20 protein-coding genes, 6 tRNA genes and 2 other RNA genes are annotated in these 21641 nt (G+C 56.1%); 18 read left to right on the forward strand and 10 right to left on the reverse strand.

Annotated elements, in window-relative coordinates; all coding sequences use genetic code 11:
- Nucleotides 1-187: 187 nt before the first annotated feature.
- The 3 genes from QZH36_RS17680 (at nt 188) to QZH36_RS17690 (ending at nt 3003) form a co-directional block, all read left to right on the forward strand.
- Complete coding sequence (locus QZH36_RS17680; protein ID WP_301730774.1) at nt 188-1051, forward strand: glucose 1-dehydrogenase; 864 nt, start codon at nt 188-190, stop codon at nt 1049-1051.
- A 119-nt stretch (nt 1052-1170) separates the two neighbouring features.
- Nucleotides 1171-2238, forward strand: coding sequence for a class I mannose-6-phosphate isomerase (locus QZH36_RS17685; protein WP_301730775.1), 1068 nt, complete (start codon nt 1171-1173; stop codon nt 2236-2238).
- A gap of 9 nt (nt 2239-2247) precedes the next feature.
- The gene (locus QZH36_RS17690; RefSeq protein WP_301730776.1) at nt 2248-3003 is read left to right on the forward strand and encodes an alpha/beta fold hydrolase; all 756 of its coding nucleotides are present in this window, start codon (nt 2248-2250) and stop codon (nt 3001-3003) included.
- A gap of 344 nt (nt 3004-3347) precedes the next feature.
- Here QZH36_RS17690 and QZH36_RS17695 read toward each other — a convergent pair.
- Both QZH36_RS17695 and QZH36_RS17700 read right to left on the reverse strand, forming a co-directional pair.
- Nucleotides 3348-3423: transfer RNA gene (locus tag QZH36_RS17695), tRNA-Ala, on the reverse strand.
- A 45-nt stretch (nt 3424-3468) separates the two neighbouring features.
- Nucleotides 3469-3544 (reverse strand) — tRNA-Ala (locus QZH36_RS17700).
- Nucleotides 3545-3958: 414 nt separating this feature from the next.
- On the opposite strand from QZH36_RS17700, the gene QZH36_RS17705 reads away from it, so the two are divergent.
- Nucleotides 3959-4747: a formate/nitrite transporter family protein gene (locus tag QZH36_RS17705; protein WP_125290868.1), complete on the forward strand. Its 789-nt coding sequence runs from the start codon at nt 3959-3961 to the stop codon at nt 4745-4747.
- Between the two features lie 152 nt (nt 4748-4899).
- Nucleotides 4900-5259, forward strand: a complete 360-nt coding sequence (locus QZH36_RS17710) for a YfeC-like transcriptional regulator (RefSeq protein WP_253459506.1) — start codon at nt 4900-4902, stop codon at nt 5257-5259.
- Nucleotides 5260-5331: 72 nt separating this feature from the next.
- Here the strand turns inward: QZH36_RS17710 and gltX are convergent, their stop codons facing one another.
- Nucleotides 5332-6747, reverse strand: coding sequence for a glutamate--tRNA ligase (gene gltX / locus QZH36_RS17715; protein ID WP_253459503.1), 1416 nt, complete (start codon nt 6745-6747; stop codon nt 5332-5334).
- Nucleotides 6748-7009: 262 nt separating this feature from the next.
- Here gltX and QZH36_RS17720 point away from each other — a divergent pair.
- The 7 genes from QZH36_RS17720 (at nt 7010) to QZH36_RS17750 (ending at nt 8215) form a co-directional block, all read left to right on the forward strand.
- Nucleotides 7010-7085, forward strand: a tRNA-Val gene (locus QZH36_RS17720).
- 48 nt (nt 7086-7133) lie between these two features.
- Nucleotides 7134-7209, forward strand: a tRNA-Val gene (locus tag QZH36_RS17725).
- Nucleotides 7210-7241: 32 nt separating this feature from the next.
- A tRNA-Val gene (locus QZH36_RS17730) sits at nt 7242-7317 on the forward strand.
- A gap of 4 nt (nt 7318-7321) precedes the next feature.
- A tRNA-Lys gene (locus tag QZH36_RS17735) sits at nt 7322-7397 on the forward strand.
- A 31-nt stretch (nt 7398-7428) separates the two neighbouring features.
- Nucleotides 7429-7553: non-coding RNA, RtT sRNA (locus tag QZH36_RS17740), on the forward strand.
- 31 nt (nt 7554-7584) lie between these two features.
- Nucleotides 7585-7709, forward strand: a non-coding RNA gene (locus QZH36_RS17745) — RtT sRNA.
- Nucleotides 7710-7864: 155 nt separating this feature from the next.
- Nucleotides 7865-8215: a FlxA-like family protein gene (locus tag QZH36_RS17750; RefSeq protein ID WP_253459500.1), complete on the forward strand. Its 351-nt coding sequence runs from the start codon at nt 7865-7867 to the stop codon at nt 8213-8215.
- On the opposite strand, the gene QZH36_RS17755 is transcribed toward QZH36_RS17750, so the two are convergent.
- Nucleotides 8212-9132 (reverse strand): LysR family transcriptional regulator, encoded by a 921-nt coding sequence (locus tag QZH36_RS17755; protein WP_301730777.1) that lies wholly within the window; start codon nt 9130-9132, stop codon nt 8212-8214. The two genes, QZH36_RS17750 and QZH36_RS17755, sit on opposite strands and share 4 nt — an antisense overlap.
- 95 nt (nt 9133-9227) lie before the next feature.
- On the opposite strand from QZH36_RS17755, the gene QZH36_RS17760 reads away from it, so the two are divergent.
- Entirely contained in the window at nt 9228-10244 is a 1017-nt protein-coding gene (locus QZH36_RS17760; RefSeq protein ID WP_253459494.1) for a bile acid:sodium symporter family protein, read from the forward strand.
- A 32-nt stretch (nt 10245-10276) separates the two neighbouring features.
- Here QZH36_RS17760 and QZH36_RS17765 read toward each other — a convergent pair whose 3' ends face one another.
- The 3 genes from QZH36_RS17765 to zipA form a co-directional block, all read right to left on the reverse strand.
- A complete protein-coding gene (locus tag QZH36_RS17765; RefSeq protein ID WP_125289609.1) occupies nt 10277-10492 on the reverse strand; it encodes a DUF3820 family protein in 216 nt (71 codons plus the stop codon).
- Nucleotides 10493-12511 carry an NAD-dependent DNA ligase LigA gene (gene ligA, locus QZH36_RS17770; protein ID WP_301730778.1) on the reverse strand — a complete coding sequence of 673 codons (2019 nt, stop codon included), beginning with the start codon at nt 12509-12511 and terminating at the stop codon, nt 10493-10495.
- A 73-nt stretch (nt 12512-12584) separates the two neighbouring features.
- Nucleotides 12585-13613, reverse strand: a complete 1029-nt coding sequence (zipA, locus tag QZH36_RS17775; RefSeq protein WP_253459487.1) for a cell division protein ZipA — start codon at nt 13611-13613, stop codon at nt 12585-12587.
- Nucleotides 13614-13832: 219 nt separating this feature from the next.
- Here zipA and cysZ point away from each other — a divergent pair, with 219 nt between their 5' ends.
- The 5 genes from cysZ to crr all read left to right on the forward strand — a co-directional run bounded on the left by cysZ (nt 13833) and on the right by crr (nt 18799).
- Nucleotides 13833-14594 (forward strand): sulfate transporter CysZ, encoded by a 762-nt coding sequence (gene cysZ / locus QZH36_RS17780; RefSeq protein ID WP_253459484.1) that lies wholly within the window; start codon nt 13833-13835, stop codon nt 14592-14594.
- Nucleotides 14595-14722: 128 nt separating this feature from the next.
- A complete protein-coding gene (gene cysK / locus QZH36_RS17785; RefSeq protein ID WP_301251988.1) occupies nt 14723-15691 on the forward strand; it encodes a cysteine synthase A in 969 nt (322 codons plus the stop codon).
- A 390-nt stretch (nt 15692-16081) separates the two neighbouring features.
- On the forward strand, nt 16082-16339 hold the full coding sequence (gene ptsH, locus QZH36_RS17790) for a phosphocarrier protein Hpr (protein WP_125289603.1): 258 nt from the start codon (nt 16082-16084) through the stop codon (nt 16337-16339).
- A gap of 185 nt (nt 16340-16524) precedes the next feature.
- Nucleotides 16525-18252 carry a phosphoenolpyruvate-protein phosphotransferase PtsI gene (ptsI, locus tag QZH36_RS17795; protein ID WP_253459478.1) on the forward strand — a complete coding sequence of 576 codons (1728 nt, stop codon included), beginning with the start codon at nt 16525-16527 and terminating at the stop codon, nt 18250-18252.
- Between the two features lie 43 nt (nt 18253-18295).
- Nucleotides 18296-18799, forward strand: a complete 504-nt coding sequence (gene crr / locus QZH36_RS17800; protein WP_125289601.1) for a PTS glucose transporter subunit IIA — start codon at nt 18296-18298, stop codon at nt 18797-18799.
- A gap of 48 nt (nt 18800-18847) precedes the next feature.
- Here the strand turns inward: crr and QZH36_RS17805 are convergent, their stop codons facing one another.
- The 3 genes from QZH36_RS17805 to QZH36_RS17815 are packed head-to-tail and all read right to left on the reverse strand — an operon-like array spanning nt 18848 to nt 21615.
- The gene (locus QZH36_RS17805; protein ID WP_301730779.1) at nt 18848-19531 is read right to left on the reverse strand and encodes a GntR family transcriptional regulator; all 684 of its coding nucleotides are present in this window, start codon (nt 19529-19531) and stop codon (nt 18848-18850) included.
- 57 nt (nt 19532-19588) lie between these two features.
- Nucleotides 19589-20938 carry an ATP-binding protein gene (locus QZH36_RS17810; protein WP_301730780.1) on the reverse strand — a complete coding sequence of 450 codons (1350 nt, stop codon included), beginning with the start codon at nt 20936-20938 and terminating at the stop codon, nt 19589-19591.
- A complete protein-coding gene (locus QZH36_RS17815) occupies nt 20935-21615 on the reverse strand; it encodes a response regulator transcription factor (RefSeq protein WP_253459466.1) in 681 nt (226 codons plus the stop codon). Before QZH36_RS17815 ends, QZH36_RS17810 begins: the two co-directional genes overlap by 4 nt.
- Nucleotides 21616-21641: the final 26 nt, after the last annotated feature.

Below are 21641 nucleotides of genomic sequence, written 5' to 3' on the forward strand. Positions count from 1 at the left end.
TGCCCCGTTGGTCGAATCGGTTTAGCACTTTCGTTTTTTTTGACTATGCTTAGTCCTTAACGGTCAAAAATCACCGAACCCGTTGTAAAAATCATTGTTATTCATTCTGTTGCCGAGTGAACTCCGGTTCCTGCGGCAGCATAATTCATTTATCACCGGCATTCTTGCTGGTTCAAGAGGAGAGCCTATGTCGACGACAAATCGCCCCCAACCTCCACTCCCAGAACAACAGCAAACATGGCCGGGAGCGACTAACGAAATGCAGCCCGTTCCCGATCACGGCGAAGCCAGCTATCAAGGCTCCGGCCGTCTGAAAGGTAAAAAAGCCATTATTACCGGTGGCGACTCCGGTATTGGCCGCGCCGTGGCTATCGCCTATGCTCGTGAAGGCGCGGACGTGCTGATTTCCTATCTGGACGAGCACGAAGATGCGAAAGAAACCGCGCGCCTGATTGAAGAAGCGGGACAGAAAGCAGTACTGGTGGCTGGCGACGTGACCGAAGCGGAACACTGCAAGGCTATCGTCAGCAAGGCCGTGGAAGCCTTCGGCGAAATCAATATCGTGGTCAATAACGCCGCCTTCCAGATGACCCGTGAGTCGCTGGATGAGATCAGCGATGACGAGTTTGACCGCACGATGAAAACCAATATCTATGCCATGTTCCGCATCTGTAAAGCGGCGGTGCCGCATATGCCTGCGGGCGGCTCTATTATCAATACCGCCTCGGTTAATGCCGATCAGCCCAAGCCGAAACTGATTGCCTATTCCGCCACCAAAGCGGCGATTATCAACTTTTGCGGCAGCCTGGCTGCTCTGCTGGCGGATAAAGGTATTCGCTCCAACGCCGTGGCCCCTGGCCCGATCTGGACGCCGCTGATCCCTGCCACGATGCCGACCGAACAGGTTAAAAACTTCGGCAGCGAAGTGCCAATGCAGCGCGCCGGGCAGCCTGCCGAGCTGGCACCTGCCTATGTGATGCTGGCCAGCGACGAAGCCAGCTATATCTCCGGCGCGACCATCGCCGTCACCGGCGGCGTTGCCGTCATCTGATCGTCTGGCTATGGGGCTGCGGCTCCATAGCCTTCTCGCCCGTTCTCTTCCCGCTTTCCTTCCCGGATGGCTTTGTCACGCCTTAAGGACAGAGAACGGACGTCTTTTAAGGAGCGAAGATGAAAGCCTATCCCTTACGGCTGACGCTGCCGATTGCCACCCATATCTTCGGTGGCGAACTGATTAAAACCCGCCTCGCCAAAACGGGCTTGCCTGACGGACGCATAGCGGAAACCTGGGAAGTCAGCGATGTGGAAGGCATGCGCGCCACCGTTAAAAACGGCAACTATGCCGGTATGAGCCTGCACGAGCTGACCGAACGCTATCCCGACGAGCTGGTTGCGCCCGGCTGGCGCGGCCCGCATTTCCCGCTGCTGAGCAAATTTATTGACGGCACCGGGATGCTGCCGGTGCATCTGCACGCCAACGATGAGGCAGCGCAGCGCCTTGAGCAGCAGCCCAACGGCAAAAGCGAGGCCTGGCATATTTTATGGGCCGCGCCCGGTGCCAGCTGCCTGGCAGGCATCAAGCCCGGCGTCAACCAGCCACGCCTGCGCGCTGCTCTGCTGGCTGAAGAATACGACGAGGTAATGGAACGCTATCCGGTTAAAACCGGCGACACTTTTTATGTGCCGGGCGGCATGCTGCACTCTTTCGGCCCGGATACGCTGATTTATGAAATTGAGCAAACGTCCAATATCCAGCAGCACGCCATGCCGTGGCAGATGGAGGACGGCAGCAAAATATCGCCGCAGGAGCGGGAGAAGAACATCGACGCGCTGCTGGCGGAGCTGCGTCCGGAGCTGACCACGCGGCCACATCAGGGCCTGACCGTGGAAGAAAACGATCGGGTCACGCGGCTGTTTTGCTGTGCCGGGCCCTATTTCGCGCTGGAACGCTGGCTGGTTTCCGCCGCCTGTGACTACAGCTTCACGCGCGCGCGCATTATTTCCAACCTGGGCGAGCCGCTGCAAATTGAGGCGGCGGGCGAAAGCTGGACGCTGGAACGCGCGGAAACGCTGCTGCTGCCCGCCGCGCTGGGCAAAGTCACTTTCAGCACACCCGGCGAGTTCCTGGTGGGCTATGTGCCGGATCTGGAAGCCGAAGTGAACCAGCCTTTGCGGGCGCGCGGTTATGACGAGCAGGCTATCGCCATGCTCGGTGACGTCAAAGATCAATTACGTTAGGAGTGTTTTATGCTGCCCTGTTCTCTGCACGGCAAGGCGAACGATGCGCCGGTTTTCGTCCTGCTGCACTATTTAGGCGGCTCTGGACATACCTGGTATCCGACCATCAGCTGGCTGGACGAGCACCACCGCTGCGTAACGCTGGATACGCCAGGCTTTGGCGCAGCGACCAATATTCCCGGCTATGACGTAGCGTCGATGGTAACGCAGTTCGACGAAAGCATTCGTGCACTGCAGCTCAACAACTGTATCCTGGTCGGTCATTCGATGACCGGAAAAGTCGCCCTGGCGCTGGCGGCGCGTCGGCCAGACTACCTGAAAGGACTGATTCTGGTCGCGCCTTCGCCGCCCGGCCCGCAGCCGATGAGCGAGGAAGATCGCCGCAGCCAGATTAACTATGGCGGCAGCCGGGAAGAAGCGGAACAGTTTGTGGATACGGCAGCCAGCGAGCGTTTGCCCGATGTGGTGCGCGAGATAGCTATCCGCGACGCCCGCCGCGCTAATCTCAACGCCTGGCGTGCCTGGCCTGAAGCTGGCAGTCGGGAAGACTGGTCGGCGCGTATCGGTACCGTCGACTGTCCGGCCTTGTTGATCGCCGGCTCGGCCGACGATCAGGTGCCTTCTGCTGAAGATCAGCAAAAAATGACGCTCTCGCACCTTCCCGCCGGGCGGCTGGAAGTGATTGCGGGCGCGGGCCACCTGATGCCGCTACAAACGCCGCAGAAGCTGGCTGAAAGGATGCTGACCTTCGCCGCCGCGCTTTAACCTGCCTCAGCGGAGACTAACGTCTCCGCTTTTTCTCAATCACTGGCGCGCGTTTTGTAAACGGGATTAGCGTAATTGTTCACATTAATGCCATTGTTGCGGCGTTCTCAGGAGAAATACGCGGCCCTGGCCTTACGGAAGATCTAACCCAGATTTTAGCTGCGGCCCCTTATTCAGCTATTCAGCTGGAGGGTTTAACGCATTTACAGGATTAAGGCCCGATTTATCAGGTAACAGGCAAAACAGGATCGGGAGCTGATAAGCAGAACGGATAAACAGAAGAAAACAACAGGGATGCGGCTGCGCAAGCGCTGCCAGAAACAGAGAAGGACGAAAGAAGTGATTGGTGGAGATAAGCGGGATCGAACCGCTGACCTCTTGCATGCCATGCAAGCGCTCTCCCAGCTGAGCTATACCCCCACAACAAAATACCGGTTTTTCGCGCCAAATCGTCTGGTGAAGATTTGGTGGAGATAAGCGGGATCGAACCGCTGACCTCTTGCATGCCATGCAAGCGCTCTCCCAGCTGAGCTATACCCCCGAGCCGAAAAACCTTTGTCGTCTTGACGGCGGGCATAATATGAAACGGCGCCGAACGTGTCAACGGCAAAATGCCAATCTGTGTGCGATCGCTGAAAAAGCGGCCAAAGCGATGCAAAAGGCCGCATCCGCACCTTTTGCCACACAGCATAATCCGCCTTAATCGCCGTTATGTCAGCGATCAAATGGTGTCGTGAATGCAATCCGGCAACGTTCCCGCTGCAATCACAGCGCGTCGGGTTTAATCCTGTAAACAGAGCGTTAATTGTGCGCTTAATTGCGCTTGTTTTTGTTAAAATCTCGTGCAAAACTTCCCGCGTTTTCGAATGCCGAACCCTTCTCAGCGCTGGATGCGCGCGTATAACGCGACGGATTCGGCCATTCTTTCTTTCACTACACCAGAATCAGAGCCACTATGTCCTTGTACTCACCTAAAGAAATTGCGGCGGTCGCTATTCAGGCTGGTATCGCCAAAAGCCGTTCGTCTGTCCCTACCCTGTTGATCCTCGGCTTTATTGCAGGGGCTTTTATCGCCACCGGCTTCCTGCTGGATCTGCACGTTATTAATCAGCTGCCCGCTAACTGGGGCTCCTTTGGCGGCCTGCTTGGCGCAGCGGTGTTTCCGGTGGGGATTATTCTGACCGTGCTGGCTGGCGGTGAGCTGCTGACCGGCAATATGATGACCATGCCGATCGCCTGGTTCGCCCGTCAGGTCAGCGGCTTTAGCGTAGTGCGTAACTGGTTCTGGGTAACCATTGCCAACTTTATCGGCAGCATAGCCGTAGCATGGTTCTTTGGCCATGTGCTTGGCATGACCGAAGGCGACTACCTTAAAAAGACCGTGGCTATCGCCTCGGCCAAAGTCCACGCCGACTTTATGCACTCTTTCATTTCCGGTATCGGCTGTAACTGGCTGGTGTGTCTGGCGACCTGGATGGCGTTCGCCAGTAAAGACATGGTCGGTAAGATTTTTGGCATGTGGTTCCCGGTGATGGCGTTCGTGGCTATCGGCTTCCAGCACGTGGTGGCGAACATGTTTATTATCCCGGCCGCTATTTTTGCCGGCCAGCTGAGCTGGGCCGACTACCTGCCTAATTTTGCTGCCGTTTTCCTGGGCAATACGGTCGGTGGCGCGGTATTTGTCGGTCTGGCTTACTACATCGCCTATCGTCCGCAAAATCAGTCTGCTGCTACCCCACAGTAAGGCTTTCTTCCCTCTGCCGCCCGGCAGGGGGAAATATCATTTCTCCCTGCTGCCAATTATCTGCTCAGATTAGTCTTGCCTGTTAGTTGTTCGAACAATAAATTCCTGTAATATATGTCCGTTACATATCAACGCAAAAAGGATATTGCATAATGAAAAAGGAATGGTTAACGCCGGAAGAACTGGCACAGGAAACAGGTTTTAGCCGTCAGACTATCAATAAATGGGTTAAAAAAGAGCAATGGACGACCGTACCCAAGCCCGGCGTACAGGGCGGCAAGGCCCGTATGATCCATATTGATGAGAATGTAAGAAATTTCCTGAAATCCACCCGCCACGTCGCCGAGCCGACCGCCACCTATCGCGTCACGCAAAACTCTCTTCCCGCTCTGCTAATGACCTCTATTCAGCAAATGAACAGCGATGAACAAGAGAAGCTTTATGCATTACTGTTACGTGAAGGCATTCAGGGTATGCTGCAACGGCTGGATATTTCTCAGGTTGAGAAGTAGGTTTCCACGCCTGCCGAGCAGGTTGCACGTTGAAAAAAGAACCGGCTGATGCCGGTTCTTTTATTTAGAGGATTAAGCCTGCGCTTCGCGAGCCGCAATCCAGCTCAGCGCTTTTTCGATACGTGCAACGCTGCGCGACTGACCAATTGCTTCTACCGTCACGTCCAGCGCAGGTGACTGGCCTGCACCGGTAACGGCAACGCGCAGCGGCATGCCGACTTTGCCCATGCCCACTTCCAGCTCGTCCGCAGCGGACTGAATAGCCTGATGCACGTTTTCCGCGTTCCAGACGCTGATGGCGGCCAGCTTGTCACGAACCACTTCCAGCGGCTGACGGGCTACGGGACGCAGATGTTTTTTCGCCGCATCCGCATCAAACTCTGCAAAGTCTTCGTAGAAGTAACGGCAGGAAGCGGCCATTTCTTTCAGCGTCTTGCAGCGCTCGCCAAGCAGACGAACCAGCTGAGCCAGCTCAGGGCCGGTGCGGGTATCGATATTTTCCTGCTCAATATGCCATTGCAGATGCGTCGCCACGTACTCCGGCGCCAGCGTGGTGATGTAGTGATGGTTCAGCCACTGCAGTTTTTCGGTGTTGAAGGCGCTGGCGGATTTGCTGACCGCATCCAGATCGAACAGCTGCTTCATCTCTTCAATGCTGAAGATCTCCTGGTCGCCATGCGACCAGCCCAGACGCACCAGATAGTTCAGCAGCGCTTCCGGCAGATAGCCGTCGTCGCGATACTGCATCACGCCTACGGCGCCGTGACGTTTGGAAAGCTTTTTGCCGTCGTCGCCCAGGATCATGGAGACGTGCGCGTAAACCGGCACCTGTGCGCCGATCGCTTTCAGGATGTTGATCTGGCGAGGCGTGTTATTGATATGATCTTCACCGCGGATAACGTGGGTAATTTCCATATCCCAGTCGTCGATCACGACACAGAAGTTGTAGGTTGGCGAACCATCGGTACGGCGGATGATCAGATCGTCCAGCTCCTGGTTGCTGAATTCGATAGGGCCACGGATCTGGTCGTCAAAAATGACCGAACCTTCCTGCGGATTGCGGAAACGCACTACGCAAGGCTCATCATCGGCATGGTGTTCGTGGCTGTCGCGGCAGCGACCGTCATAGCGTGGCTTTTCATTGTTCGCCATCTGCGTTTCGCGCAGCGCTTCCAGACGCTCTTTGGAGCAGTAGCATTTGTAGGCCGTGCCCGCTTCCAGCATCTGATCGATCACTGCATTGTAGCGATCGAAACGTTTGGTCTGATAGTACGGGCCTTCATCCCAGTCCAGGTTCAGCCAGTTCATGCCGTCCATGATCGCGTCGATAGCCTGCTGGGTGGAGCGCTCCAGATCGGTATCTTCTATACGCAGCACGAATTCGCCGCCCTGGTTACGGGCAAACAGCCAGGAATAAAGCGCGGTACGAGCGCCGCCAACGTGCAGGTAGCCCGTCGGGCTGGGTGCGAAACGGGTTTTGATTTTCATTAACAGCTGCCTTTTTACGCTATCAGAAGCGGGGAGCTCTGATAAATCCAGAATAAAGTGGGCAACATTCTATCATCACAAGATGAATCCTCAACGGCAATCCCCTGCTTTCGCGCCGCCTTTGCTGCAAAAGCCGACGGCGCCGTGACGCTTTTGCTTGAAATCGCAACATCTTGTTTAATTTTAAGACGAACGCAATTTTTCCTTCTAAAAATCGTTGACTCATTTTGCGCGATCCCTATAATGCGACTCCACACAGCGGGGGTGATTAGCTCAGTTGGTAGAGCATCTCCTTTACACGGAGGGGGTCGGCGGTTCGAGCCCGTCATCACCCACCACTCTAAACGGTGGCTTCGCAGTGTAGCAGTTCCCAGAGTGTAAGAAATGGGTGATTAGCTCAGTTGGTAGAGCATCTCCTTTACACGGAGGGGGTCGGCGGTTCGAGCCCGTCATCACCCACCATCTCTTGCAGGCCTGGTTTGAAGTACCGAAGTGGGTGATTAGCTCAGTTGGTAGAGCATCTCCTTTACACGGAGGGGGTCGGCGGTTCGAGCCCGTCATCACCCACCACTTCGGGTCGTTAGCTCAGTTGGTAGAGCAGTTGACTTTTAATCAATTGGTCGCAGGTTCGAATCCTGCACGACCCACCAATGTAGAAAGGCGCCCTAAAGGCGCCTTTTTGCCGTGCGTAATTCGGGCGGGGTTCGAACCTGCCGCAGGTCGAGTCGACCAGAGGGAGACAGCGTTGCCGCAGGCAACGACCCGAAGGGCGAGGCTTCAGCCGAGTCATCCTGCACGACCCACCAATGTAGAAAGGCGCCCTAAAGGCGCCTTTTTGCCGTTTGTAATTCGGGCGGGGTTCGAACCTGCCGCAGGTCGAGTCGACCAGAGGGAGACAGCGTTGCCAAAGGCAACGACCCGAAGGGCGAGGCTTCAGCCGAGTCATCCTGCACGACCCACCAATGTAGAAAGGCGCCCTAAAGGCGCCTTTTTGCCGTGCGTAATTCGGGTCTTAGCCCCCCTTTCGAATTCTTATCACTTCTTTTACGCTTTTTGTAGTCAAGTCTCCCGTGGTGCTTACCGATAACCGTAGTGGTTAAATACAAAGGAGATAGCGATGACAACAATTACAACCAGTACCAACACTTCGATCGGTTCCGGCAGTTCATCGGCCGGCTCGACGTCCAAAATTGCTGCGTTGAACAAGCAGGTAGTCAACCTGCAAAACCAGCTAAAATCGCTGGCGACGGATACCACCCTCACCAATGAGCAGAAAACGGAGCAGGAACAGGTTATCAATAGTCAGATCCAGCTGCTACAGGCACAAATTACTCAGCTGGAGCAGCAGCAGGCGCAGAAAGCGCAGGATAAAAAGGAAGCACAGCAGGATCCGGCCTCGGCCTACAGCAAAGTAGCCGACGGCGTAAACCGGCCAACCGCAGCTAATTCGCTCAACGTTTATATCTAAAACGCTGGCGCAAGCGCGCGTTGCTGCGTCAGCAGGGCAGCCTGCTGGCGCACTTCCTGCCAGATAGCTTCCGCCGCGGGCGACAGCGAGCGGTTCTTGCGTCTGACCAGCATAATCGAGCGATTGATTTCCGGCGTTATTCTTCTTACCAGCAACGGCCTCCCCTGCGGCAGCGGCAGCGCAAGCGCCGGCAAAATGCTGATGCCTATTCCCGCTTCCACCATCGGGTAAAGCGTCGCCGGATGCCCTATCTCCTGCACGATTTCCACTTTTACCTGTTGCTGGCGCAGCGCCTCGTCGATTAATACCCGACTACCTGATGAATAGTCCTGTAGCACCAACAGCCGTCGGTTCAGCATTTGCCAGCTAATTTCTTTCTCTGCAGCGAGCGGATCGTCCTGACGACAGAGCAGCAGAAAGGGTTCTTCCAGAATCGCTTCGCCCTCCAGATCGTCTACCTGGAGCGGCCCTATCACGATCCCGAAATCCACTTCCGCGTTGCGGATGCTTTGCAGTACCCACTGCTGTGGCCTGTCGCGAAGCATGATTTTAATTTCAGGAAAATGCAGCTGGCTGGCGGCCAGGCACTGCGGCATCAGATGCGCGGAGATGGTCTGGCTGGCGGCGATCCTGACCGTGCCGCTGCGCTGCTGACCGTAGCTGCGCACGTCCAGCAGCGTGGTATTCAGCTCTTCCAACAGGCGCTCCAGGCGGCTGGCCAGCTGGACGCCAGCTTCGGTCAGCATCACTTCACGCGTTGTACGGTCCAGCAGACGGATACCCATCTCGCTTTCCAGCTCTTTGACGCTGTGGCTGACGGCCGACTGGCTCAGCCCTATCATCTGGCCCGCCTGGCTGAAGCTTTTCTGCTGCGCGACGGCGACAAACACCCGCAGCTGCCTGAGCGTATAATTCATCGATTTAACTCATATATGAATTCAATAAATCAATTTTATTTCTAAACCCTGCTGACGCACAATAGCGACATTGATTTATTAACGAGGCATTAACAATGCGGTTTCTCCGGCTCGATCCCATGATGGTTAAACTGATTATTACCGTACTGCTGGCAACGTTCCTGCCCGCGCGCGGCCACTTTGTGACTTTCTTTGAGTGGCTGACCACGGCCGCTATCGCCCTGCTGTTTTTTATGCACGGCGCCAAGCTGTCGCGCGAAAAAATCATTGCCGGCGGCGGCCACTGGCGGTTGCATTTATGGGTAATGATCAGCACCTTCGTGCTGTTTCCTTTGCTCGGCCTGCTGTTTGTCTGGTGGCATCCGCTGCCGGTCAGCGCAGAAATCTATACCGGCTTCCTCTACCTTTGTATTTTGCCCGCGACCGTGCAGTCGGCAATTGCGCTTACTTCGCTGGCTGGCGGCAACGTGGCGGCTGCGGTGTGCAGCGCGTCGGCTTCCAGCCTGCTGGGCGTGTTTATCTCTCCGCTGCTGGTCGGGCTGGTGATGAACGTGCATAACGATGCCGCCAACGGTAGCCTGACGCAGATAGGAAGCATTATGCTGCAGCTGCTGGTGCCTTTTATTCTGGGGCATATCTCGCGTCGCTGGATTGCAGAGTGGGTCGAAAAACATCGCGGGCTGATTGGTAAAACGGATCAGGCTTCTATTCTGCTGGTAGTCTATTCCGCCTTTAGCGAAGCGGTGGTAAACGGCATCTGGCACCGCGTCGGCGCGATGACCCTGCTCTACATCCTGATCGGCAGCCTCGGCATTCTGTTTGTGGCGCTGGCCATTAATCTGCTGGCCGCGCGTCTGTTTGGCTTTAACCGGGCGGATGAAATTACCATTCTGTTTTGCGGATCGAAAAAGAGCCTGGCGAACGGTGTGCCGATGGCAAATATCCTGTTTCCTTCTGCTGCGGTCGGCATCATCGTGCTGCCGCTGATGATTTTCCATCAGGTGCAGCTGATGGTCTGCTCTATGCTGGCGCAACGCTATAAAAAGGCAGGAGAAAAACAGGTGGAAAAGCAGGTATCGAAAGCTAAAACGGTGGTGGAATCGCAGAAATAGCCGCAGCCGGGGAAGCGACTTCCCCCGTTATTTCAGCTTTTTTTAAGTGGTTTAAGCAGGCCTTCCAGGCCTTCAATCTTTATTGCCAGCGTAAGACGCATTAACTCGCCCAGATGACCTGCCGGAAACTCGTCCTTACGCGCAAACCACAGCAGATAAGGCTCCGGCAAATCGATCAGGAAACGCCCTTTATATTTTCCAAAGGGCATTTCGGTATTGGCAATCTCAATCAGGTGCTCTTTTTCCATTTATTCACCCAGCAGTCGAATCATCTCCGCTTCGTCGATCACCTTAATTCCCAGCTCCTGCGCCCTGGTCAGCTTGGAGCCTGCTGCTTCCCCGGCAATCACCAGATCGGTTTTTTTCGAGACGCTGCCGCTGACTTTAGCGCCCAGTGCGGCCAGGCGATCTTTGGCCTCATCGCGCGAAAGCTGCGTCAGCGACCCGGTCAGCACCACGGTTTTGCCGGCGAAAGGACTGTCGATCTCCTCCGCTTTGACTACCGCAACCGCTGGCCAGTGAATACCGGCCTCTTCCACCAGCTGGCGGATAACCTCGCGGTTGCTCTCCTCGTCCATGAAATTTCGCACATGGGCAGCCACTACCTTACCGACATCCTGCACGCCGATCAACGCGTCCAGATCGGCGCTGATGATGCTTTCCAGCGAGCCAAAATGCGCGGCGAGGTTGGCTGCCGTCGCCTCGCCCACCTCCGTAATGCCCAGCGCATAAAGGAAACGGGCCAGCGTGGTTTGCTTCGATTTTTCCAGCGCGTCCACCACGTTCTGTGCAGACTTCGGCCCCATGCGATCCAGGCCGGTGAGCTTGCCCGCGGTCAGCTTATACAGGTCGGCAGGCGTTTTGACGTACTCTTTTTCCACCAGCTGGTCGATGATTTTATCGCCCATGCCGTCCACGTCCATCGCACGGCGGGAAACGAAATGTTTTAACGCGCCTTTGCGCTGCGCGCCGCAAATCAGGCCGCCGGTACAGCGCGCCACCACTTCGCCTTCTACACGCTCCACGTCCGAGCCGCAAACCGGGCAGTGCGTAGGAAACTCTACCGCTCTGGCATCTGCCGGACGATCGGCCTCGATCACGCCGACTACCTGCGGGATAACGTCACCCGCGCGGCGGATCACCACCCGATCGCCGATACGCAAGCCCAGACGGTCTATCTCATCAGCATTGTGCAGCGTGGCGTTGCTGACCATCACGCCCGCGACCTGTACGGGCTCCAGCCTGGCGACCGGGGTAATCGCGCCCGTCCGGCCAACCTGGAATTCAACGTCGCGCACGTGCGTCATCTGCTCCTGGGCCGGGAATTTAAACGCTATCGCCCAGCGCGGCGCGCGCGCCACGAAGCCCAGCTGCTCCTGGAGATCCAGCGAGTCCACTTTTATCACCACGCCGTCAATATCGAAGCCCAGCGTGGCGCGATCCTCTTCCACCTTGCGATAGAAAGCCAGCACCTCTTCCGGCGTGTGGCAGAGGCGCACACGGTCGCTGACCGGCAGCCCCCAGGCCTTAAACTGTTGCAGGCGGCCCAGGTGGCTGCGCGGCATTTCACCGCCTTCCAACAGCCCCAGCCCGTAGCAGAAAAACGTTAGCGGACGCTTAGCGGTAATACGCGGGTCGAGCTGGCGCAGCGACCCGGCCGCAGCATTACGCGGGTTGGCGAAAACTTTGCTGCCGATACGCCGCGCTTCTTCGTTCAGCGCCTCGAAACCTGCCTGCGGCATAAAAACCTCACCGCGTACTTCAACGCGTGCCGGGATATTGTCACCGTGCAGCCGCAGCGGTATAGCGCGGATGGTGCGCACGTTAGAGGTGATGTTCTCGCCGGTGGTGCCGTCGCCGCGCGTTGCCGCCCGCACCAGCAGCCCGTTCTCATACAGCAGGCTGACGGCCAGGCCGTCCAGCTTTAGCTCACAGCAGAAAGTGATTTCATCAACGCTTTTTAGCCTGTCCTGCACGCGTTTGTTAAAGGCAAGGTAACTTTCATCATCAAAAGCATTGTCCAGCGACAGCATCGGGATTTCATGACGCACCTGCTCAAACGCGCTCAGCGGCGCGGCGCCTACGCGCTGGGTCGGCGAATCGGGCGTCACCAGATCGGGATGCGCCGCTTCCAGCTTGCGCAATTCGCCCATCAGGCGATCGTATTCGGCGTCCGGCACTACCGGTTCATCAAGGACGTGATACTGGTATTCGTAATGGCGAAGCGTGGTTTGCAGAGCGATGATTTTGTCTTGTACGGATTCCATAGCGGCACCATAGCGATAAAAAACCCCCGGCTGGCGGGGGTCTTGTGTACAGAGAGGAAGGCGTGCCGGTAACTCAGGCGTTCGCCTCAATAACGTCACGAATGCGGTTTTTATAGGTTTCCAGCTTTTGCGGCGTCATCATCCGGCGCTCGTCATCCAGCACCACGCCGCCAACGTCGTCAGCGATGCGCTGGGCGGACTGCAACATCAGCTTAAAGTTCTGATTCGCATCGCCATAGGAAGGCACCATCATAAAGATAGAGACGCCGGGCGTAGAAAAATCTGACATTTCATCAGGATTAAACGAGCCGGGCTTGACCATATTCGCCAGGCTAAACAGCACCGGGCCGCTGCCCGCCGGGCTGAGATGACGATGGAAAATGTTCATTTCGCCAAACTGGAAACCGGCCTGCAGCACGCCCTGCAGGAGCGCCTCGCCGTTCAGTACGCCGCCGGCATGGGCGCTAACGTGCAGCACCAGTACCGTTTCTTTAGGTTTTTCCTGCGGTGCGACCGGGCGCTCAGGCTGCGGCGCGGGTTCCGGTTCCGGCTCGACGAAGGTCGGTTCAGACTGTACCGGCTGCGGCCGTGCCGGAGCAGGCTGAACAGACGGGGACGGCTGCGGCTGTACCGGAGCAGACTCAACCGGCTGAGGCCGTGCCGGAGCAGACTGAACCGGCTGCGGCGCTTCCGGCTGCCTGCGGCTTACCGGAACGGAAGGTTCGTCATCGGCTTCCTGCGGCAAATCGCCGCCGAAGAGCGGATCCAGCTCGGGAGACTCATCAACCGGATGCTGATGGCGAACAGGTTCTGGCTGAGCGCGCGGTTTTACCGGGCGCGGCGGCGCCTGCTCGTCAAAGCTGCCGACTACCGGCTCATCTTCTTCTGCTTTACGCGGACGCGGGCTTTTGCCGCGAGCACTGCCCGCGTCATCATCGACGTCGTCAAAAGCCTCTTCTCTATCCTGTTTTAAACGTTTGTGAGGACGATCGCGAAAAACGGATGAGCGCTCTTTACGGCTGGTCCAGAAGCCGTGAAGCAGAAGCGCTATTATAGCGATCGCGCCAACAACGATTAATATCAGACGCAAATCCTGCATCATTGTATTCTCTGTTGTTCCAATACCTTGCCACCGCGGCAAACTTTATCCCCTAACTGTATTTGCCCCGCTGCACAAGTGCAAGTCCGTGCAGTATTTTCTGACAAATAAGCGTGAAACGACACGGTTATTTGCTGTTTTTTCGCGCAAATCTCTTCTGCTCAGCGCAAACGGCTGAGTTATGATAGCCGCGCACGGCTTGTTAACTTAAGGAAAGCAGACATGGCTCTTCACCGTACCGGCGCTTCCGGCAATGGGATCCACTATTTTGCCCAAGGCTGGCAGCTGATCCGACTGCCCGGCATTCGCCGCTTTGTTATTGTGCCTTTGGCGCTTAATTTTTTATTGATGGGTGGCGCGTTTATCTGGCTGTTCTTCAGGCTGGAGCAGTGGCTTCCCGCTTTAATGTCTCATGTGCCCGACTGGCTGCACTGGCTCAACTATCTGCTGTGGCCGCTGACGGTTATTTTTGTGCTGCTGGTATTCAGCTATTTCTTTTCGACCGTGGCCAACTGGATAGCCGCGCCCTTTTGCGGGCTGTTAGCCGAACAGCTGGAGGCTAAACTCACCGGAAAACCGATGCCGGACAGCGGCTGGGCGGGCATGGTGAAGGATATTCCGCGCATTATGAAGCGCGAATGGCAAAAGCTGGCATGGTATCTGCCGCGCGCGCTCGTTCTGCTACTGCTCTATTTTATCCCCGGATTTGGGCAAACGGTCGCGCCTGTTCTCTGGTTTTTATTCAGCGCCTGGATGCTCTCGATTCAGTACTGCGATTATCCGTTTGATAACCATAAGGTCAGTTTTCGGCAGATGCGTACATCGCTAAAACGGCATAAAACGGATGTGATGCAGTTCGGCGCGCTGGTGAGTTTATTTACCATGGTGCCGATACTGAATCTGGCGATTATGCCGGTAGCCGTTTGCGGCGCGACCGCCATGTGGGTCGATCGCTATCGCGGCGCGCTGGGGCAGGTAAAATAAGGCTTATGCTTTTTGCTTCACCCTTATTGCCGCAGAACATATATATATACTATTTCTTTACTTCCTTGAAAAATTGAACCGGGTATGCTTGATGCAGTTCCCATTTTTCATACAGTTAAGGACGGGTTATGAGTAAGATCTATGAAGACAATTCGTTAACAATCGGCCATACGCCTCTGGTTCGCCTGAACCGGATTGGTAACGGACGCATTCTGGCTAAAGTCGAATCCCGTAACCCGAGCTTCAGCGTGAAATGCCGCATCGGCGCCAACATGATCTGGGACGCCGAGAAAAGAGGCATTCTGAAACCTGGCGTCGAACTGGTTGAGCCAACCAGCGGCAACACCGGCATCGCGCTGGCCTACGTGGCCGCCGCGCGCGGCTACAAGCTGACGCTGACCATGCCGGAAACCATGAGCGTGGAGCGCCGCAAGCTGCTGAAGGCGCTGGGTGCGAATCTGATCCTGACGGAAGGCGCTAAGGGCATGAAGGGCGCGATTGCCAAAGCGGAAGAAATCGTCGCCGGCGATCCGGACAAATTTGTGCTGCTACAGCAGTTCAGCAACCCGGCTAACCCGGAAATTCATGAAAAAACCACCGGCCCGGAAATCTGGGAAGATACTGACGGCGAAGTCGACGTCTTTATCGCCGGCGTGGGCACGGGCGGCACGCTGACCGGCGTCAGCCGCTATATCAAAAATACCAAAGGCAAAAAGGATCTGATCGCCGTCGCGGTAGAGCCGTCGGATTCGCCGGTCATCGCCCAGGCGCTGGCTGGTGAAGAGATCAAGCCTGGCCCGCATAAAATTCAGGGTATCGGTGCCGGCTTTATCCCTGGCAACCTGGATTTGGATCTGGTCGATCGTGTGGTGGCTATCACCAACGAAGAGTCTATCTCTACGGCGCGCCGTCTGATGGAAGAAGAAGGCATTCTGGCCGGGATCTCCTCTGGCGCTGCGGTTGCCGCTGCCCTCAAGCTGCAGGAAGATGAAGCTTTTGCCAATAAAACTATCGTGGTGATCCTGCCCTCTTCCGGCGAGCGCTACTTAAGTACGGCGCTGTTTGCCGATCTCTTTACCGAGAAAGAATTACAGTAGCGATTGCGGTTGCCTGAAACTGTCTGAAAAAGCACCCGCCAGGGTGCTTTTTTGTGGAGCACGTCAAACTTTTGCCACTTTCCACATTGCTTTTACCTGCGGGTGTCTGGTATCTAAGCAACCAATTATTTCGAACCTCAAAATTAATCGCTGCGTGAATTGCCTGTAGCTGAATCGATTTACCGGTTTGGCGCGAAAGCAGAAAGCACGGCATAATGAAGAGGAAGAAAGCGCAGCCGGTGTGCCATGTTATCCGCGCGCTATCTGTCATATTTCGGCGCATTTCTGGCACGTTGTTAAACACGGACCTGCGCGAGACATTCAGGCCAAAGCGGCGCCGCCAGGCTAAGCTTTGGAATAACGCCAAATAAATTAAGTTGGGGAAACAACATGTTCCAGCAAGAAGTCACCATTACCGCGCCTAACGGTCTACACACTCGCCCTGCTGCTCAGTTTGTTAAAGAAGCCAAGGCTTTCGTTTCTGAAATCACCGTGACCTCTAACGGCAAATCCGCCAGCGCCAAAAGCCTGTTTAAACTGCAGACGCTGGGCCTGACTCAGGGCACCGTCGTGACGCTTTCCGCTGAAGGCGAAGACGAGCAGAAAGCCGTTGAGCACCTGGTCAAACTGATGGCCGAACTCGAATAAGCGTCAGCTTTTTCTACGCGACAGGCACTTTATTGCAACATAATTGATCGCGGACAGCATGTCCGCGTTGTTGTTTTAATACAGTGGAGCGCCTGTCAGATGCGGGTGGCCGCCGGGTTTCTCGCCGGTGCCGGGTTCGCCGCAGTTTCTCGCTCGCGATTATCAGTAATTAAAAAGGTAGGGTTATGATTTCAGGCATTTTAGCATCACCGGGTATCGCTTTTGGCAAAGCGCTTCTGCTGAAAGAAGATGAAATAGTCATCAACCGGAAAAAAATTACTACCGACCAGGTTGAGCAGGAAGTTCAGCGTTTTCTCGATGGTCGCAGCAAGGCTGCCGCGCAGCTTGAGGCGATCAAAACCAAAGCCGGGGAGACCTTCGGCGAAGAGAAAGAGGCCATCTTTGAAGGCCACATCATGCTGCTGGAAGATGAAGAGCTTGAGCAGGAAATCATAGCCCTGATTAAAGACGAGCTGGCCTCAGCCGACTCGGCCGCCCACTCCGTGATTGAAGGCCAGGCGAAAGCGCTGGAAGAACTGGACGACGAGTACCTGAAAGAGCGCGCCGCCGACGTGCGCGACATCGGTAAACGTCTGCTGCAAAACATTCTCGGCCTGCATATCGTCGATCTCAGCGCCATTGCCGAAGAAGTGCTGCTGGTTGCCAAAGATCTGACGCCGTCTGAAACCGCGCAGCTGAACCTGAACAAAGTGCTTGGGTTTATTACCGACCTGGGCGGCCGTACTTCCCACACCTCCATCATGGCGCGCTCGCTGGAGCTGCCGGCCATCGTCGGCACGGGCGACGTAACCAGCCAGGTGAAGAATGGCGATTATCTGATTCTGGACGGCGTGAACAACCAGGTTTACGTTAATCCAACGCCGGAGCAGATCGACGAACTGAAAGCTATCCACACTCAGTACGTGACGGAAAAGAACGATCTGGCCAAGCTGAAAGATCTGCCTGCGGTAACGCTTGACGGTCATCAGGTTGAAGTCTGCGCCAACATCGGCACCGTGCGCGATGTAGCTGGCGCGGAGCGTAACGGCGCGGAAGGCGTGGGCCTCTACCGTACCGAATTCCTGTTTATGGATCGCGACTCGCTGCCGAGCGAAGAAGAGCAGTTCCAGGCCTACAAAGCCGTGGCGGAAGCGATGGGTTCGCAGGCCGTTATCGTACGCACGATGGACATCGGCGGCGATAAAGATCTGCCCTATATGAACCTGCCAAAAGAAGACAACCCGTTCCTCGGCTGGCGCGCCATCCGTATTGCGATGGATCGCCCGGAAATCCTGCACGCCCAGCTGCGCGCCATCCTGCGCGCTTCCGCTTTCGGCAAGCTGCGCATTATGTTCCCGATGATCATTTCCGTTGAGGAAGTGCGCACGCTGAAGGCCGAGCTGGAAACGCTGAAGGCGCAGCTGCGTGAAGAAGGCAAAGCCTTTGACGAGCAGATTGAGGTCGGCATTATGGTGGAAACGCCAGCTTCAGCCGCAATCGCGCATCATCTGGCTAAAGAAGTCGATTTCTTCAGTATCGGCACCAACGACCTGACGCAGTACACGCTGGCGGTCGATCGCGGTAACGATCTGATTTCGCATTTGTACAACCCAATGACCCCTTCCGTGCTGACGCTGATCAAGCAAGTTATTGACGCATCTCATGCTGAAGGGAAATGGACAGGGATGTGTGGTGAGCTGGCAGGCGATGAACGTGCTACACTACTGTTACTGGGAATGGGGCTGGACGAATTCAGCATGAGTGCCATTTCTATCCCGCGCATCAAAAAAATTATTCGTAATACGAATTTTGAAGATGCTAAGGCGTTAGCAGAACAGGCTCTGGCTCAACCGACAGCGGAAGAGTTGATGAACCTGGTCAACAAGTTCATTGAAGAAAAAACACTCTGCTGAGATCCAGAAGCGCTGGCCAAATATTACTGCTTAGGAGAAGATCATGGGTTTGTTTTCAAAACTTTTTGGCGATAAGTCAGATACCGCATCTGGTGCCATTGAGATCGTGGCACCGCTGTCCGGCGAAATCGTAAACATTGAAGACGTGCCGGACGTGGTATTTGCGGAGAAAATTGTTGGCGACGGTATCGCAATCAAACCTGCCGGCAACAAAATGGTGGCGCCTGTTGACGGCACCATCGGTAAAATCTTCGAAACCAATCATGCATTTTCCATTGAATCGGACAGCGGCATTGAGCTGTTCGTTCACTTCGGGATTGATACCGTTGAACTGAAGGGTGAAGGGTTTAAGCGTATCGCTGAAGAAGGCCAGAAAGTGAAGAAAGGTGACGTGATCATCGAATTCGATCTGCCTTTGCTGGAAGAAAAAGCGAAATCTACGCTGACGCCGGTGGTGATCTCTAATATGGACGAGATCAAAGAGCTGGTTAAGTTGACGGGTAGCGTTACCGTGGGCGAAACACCGGTGATCCGCATCAAAAAGTAAGCCGTGCCTGTCTGAAAGGTCGCCTGAGCAATCAGGCGGCCTTTTTTTTCAGGCTAACGCATCGCGCAGGCTGGGCACTTCTTCTATCTCATCCAGCGACAGCTGTAGCTCAAGTTCATGCATATGATGATGCATCAACTGCTGTGCGCAGTGGTTGTCACCCGCCTGCAGCGCAGCGACTATCGAGCTGTGCTGTTCGCAGTGGCTGGCCGGATCCTCATTGCGCTGGTAGAGCGCGACAATCAGCGAGCTGCGTACGGTAAGATTGGTAAGAATTTCGCTGAGCACGCGGTTATCGCTGATTTCCGCCAGCAAAAGATGGAACTGCGACAGCTGCCGTACAATTTCCAGGCGGTTATTGCTGGCAATTGCCTCTTTCTCCGCCTGTCGCTGCGCGATCAGCTCAGTCTGATAGCGCTGCATCTGCTGCGTGGTGATACCGGCTATAATGGCGTTCTCTACCGCTCGCCGGGCGGTAAAGACTTCCCGGGCTTCGCGCGCTTCCGGTTTGGCGACCATCGCGCCGCGATGCGGTTCAATGGTGACGATATGCTGCATCGCCAGACGCTGTAGCGCGCTCTGCACGTGATTGCGGTTGGCCACCAGCACCTCGACAATCTGGGCTTCGATTAACCGTGTGCCCGGCTTAAGCCGATGCTGCGCAATGGCGTTGGAGATGGCATCCACAATCCGCTGCACTTCCTGTTGCTTACTGGACGACGCTTTATTCATCCTTTACCTCATAAATGCGAATAAAAGGTGTCGGACAATGATAGCACCCTCGTTAAGCTAAGCCACCCAGTGCGGTAGCTTCAGCGTCAGTTCCAGCCCGCCGTTTTTACCGTTCACCGCGCTGACCTCGCCCTGATGCGCCAGGATCACCTTACGCACAATTGATAGCCCCAGGCCGTAGCCTTTGCCGGATAGCGGCGAATTCACGCGCACAAAGGGATCGAAAATGCTGGAAAGCTTGTCCGCATCCACGCCGGGGCCCTGGTCGCTGACGCCGATGGTGAGCCAGCCGCTGTCCTGCTGTAGCGAGATCCTGACCTGCTGCCCCTGCCCGGAAAAACGCAGCGCGTTACGCACCACGTTTTCCACTGCGGAACGGATCAGCTTGGCGTCGCCTTTAACCGTGTAGTCGCCGTTCTGGTCCGCATTCAGCATGATTTCCACGCCGGAACCCTGAGCCTCGTAGCGCGCATCGTTGGCGACCACCTCCAGCAGCCCAAGCAGATCGAAATACTGCTCGTCCGGCAGGCTTTGATGCTCGGCGCGCGACAGCGTCAGCAGCTCGCCGATCATCTTATCCAGCCGCCGCGCCTCTTCGTCGATCCTGTCGAGCGATTGCCCTACCGACTCCGGCGTTTGCCGCGCCAGCCCGGTCGCCAGCTGAAGACGCGCCAGCGGCGAGCGCAGCTCGTGAGAAACATCGTGCAGCAGCTCCTCGCGCGCCTTAACCAGCACGGAAAGGCGTTCAACCATGGCGTCAAAATCCTGCGCCACCACCGACAGCTCGTCATGCCGCCGACGCATTTTGGGAAACAGCCGCACGGAGAGATCGCCTTTGGAGACGCGATCGAAACCTTCTCGCAGCTGACGCATAGGTCGGGTCAGGTTCCACGCCAGAAACAGGCTGAACAGCAGCCCGCCGCCGCCCGCCATAAACAGCATGGGTTCAGGAATATTCAGAAAGCTGCGGTGGCCACCGGCCATATGGCTGTCTTCGCGCAGCCCCTGCACGTCGTAGCGCAGCTGATACTGTTGACCATCGGCACCGGTCACCCATTCGATCACTTCTTTCGGGAACTCGCCGGGCCGCAAATCGCGGTTAAGGTCGCCGTGCGGTAGCTCCTGCGGCGGCTTTTTCATCACCTGTACCGAGAAGAAGCGGCGATCGTTGGCGGACCAGTCCGCCATCATATCGTTGAGCGCATCCATGCCGCCGCGCTGCAGTACCGAGACGGCCGAGGTCATCTGCAAATTAACGATGCGCCGGGCCGCCAGGTTTTCCGGCGGTTCGTGGTGTCGGCCATACAGGGAAAAGCTCAGCCACAGCAGCTGGCTCATAATCAGAAACGTCAGCCAGAAACCCAGCAGGATCTTCCAGAAGAGCAGCCCACGAAAGCCCGCCGTCATCGGATGCGATAGCCGATGCTGCGAACGGTTTCGATGGTGATGGCGTCACAGGTTAAAGCGGAAAGCTTCTGGCGGATATTGCTGATATGCACGTCCACGCTGCGATCGTAGGCTTCACGAGGACGACCCAGCCCCTTTTCCGACAGCTCATCTTTAGAAACCACGCGATCGGGCGAGCGCAGCAGCAGATCCAGCAGATTAAATTCCGAAGCGGTGAGATCGAACGGCTGCTTCTGCCATTCGCTGATGCGTGTGGCCGGGTTTAGCGTCAGCTCGCCCCAGCTGACCACTTCACGGCTTTCCACCACCACCGGCTGTTCTTCAACGCGGCGCAGCACGGCGCGCAGCCTGGCGACCAGCTCGCGCGGATAGCAAGGTTTAGGCATATAGTCATCGGCACCCATTTCCAGGCCGATGACGCGATCGATATTGTCGCCCTTCGCCGTCAGCATGATGACCGGCAGGCGGCTACTCTGCCGCACCTGACGCAGCACATCAATGCCGCTCATATCCGGCAGCATGATGTCCAGGATCATTGCGCTATAGCCGCCCGACATCGCCCCTTCAATCCCCGCTTTGCCGCTCAGTACCAGTGTGGCGTCAAATCCTTCGGCAATCAGATACTGGCTGAGCATGGTGCCCAGCTCCAGATCGTCATCAACCAGTAAAATTTTCATGCGTTATCTCTCTCCAGGCCAGGCGC

Source organism: Erwinia wuhanensis (genome assembly GCF_030484085.1).
GTDB lineage: Bacteria > Pseudomonadota > Gammaproteobacteria > Enterobacterales > Enterobacteriaceae > Erwinia > Erwinia aeris.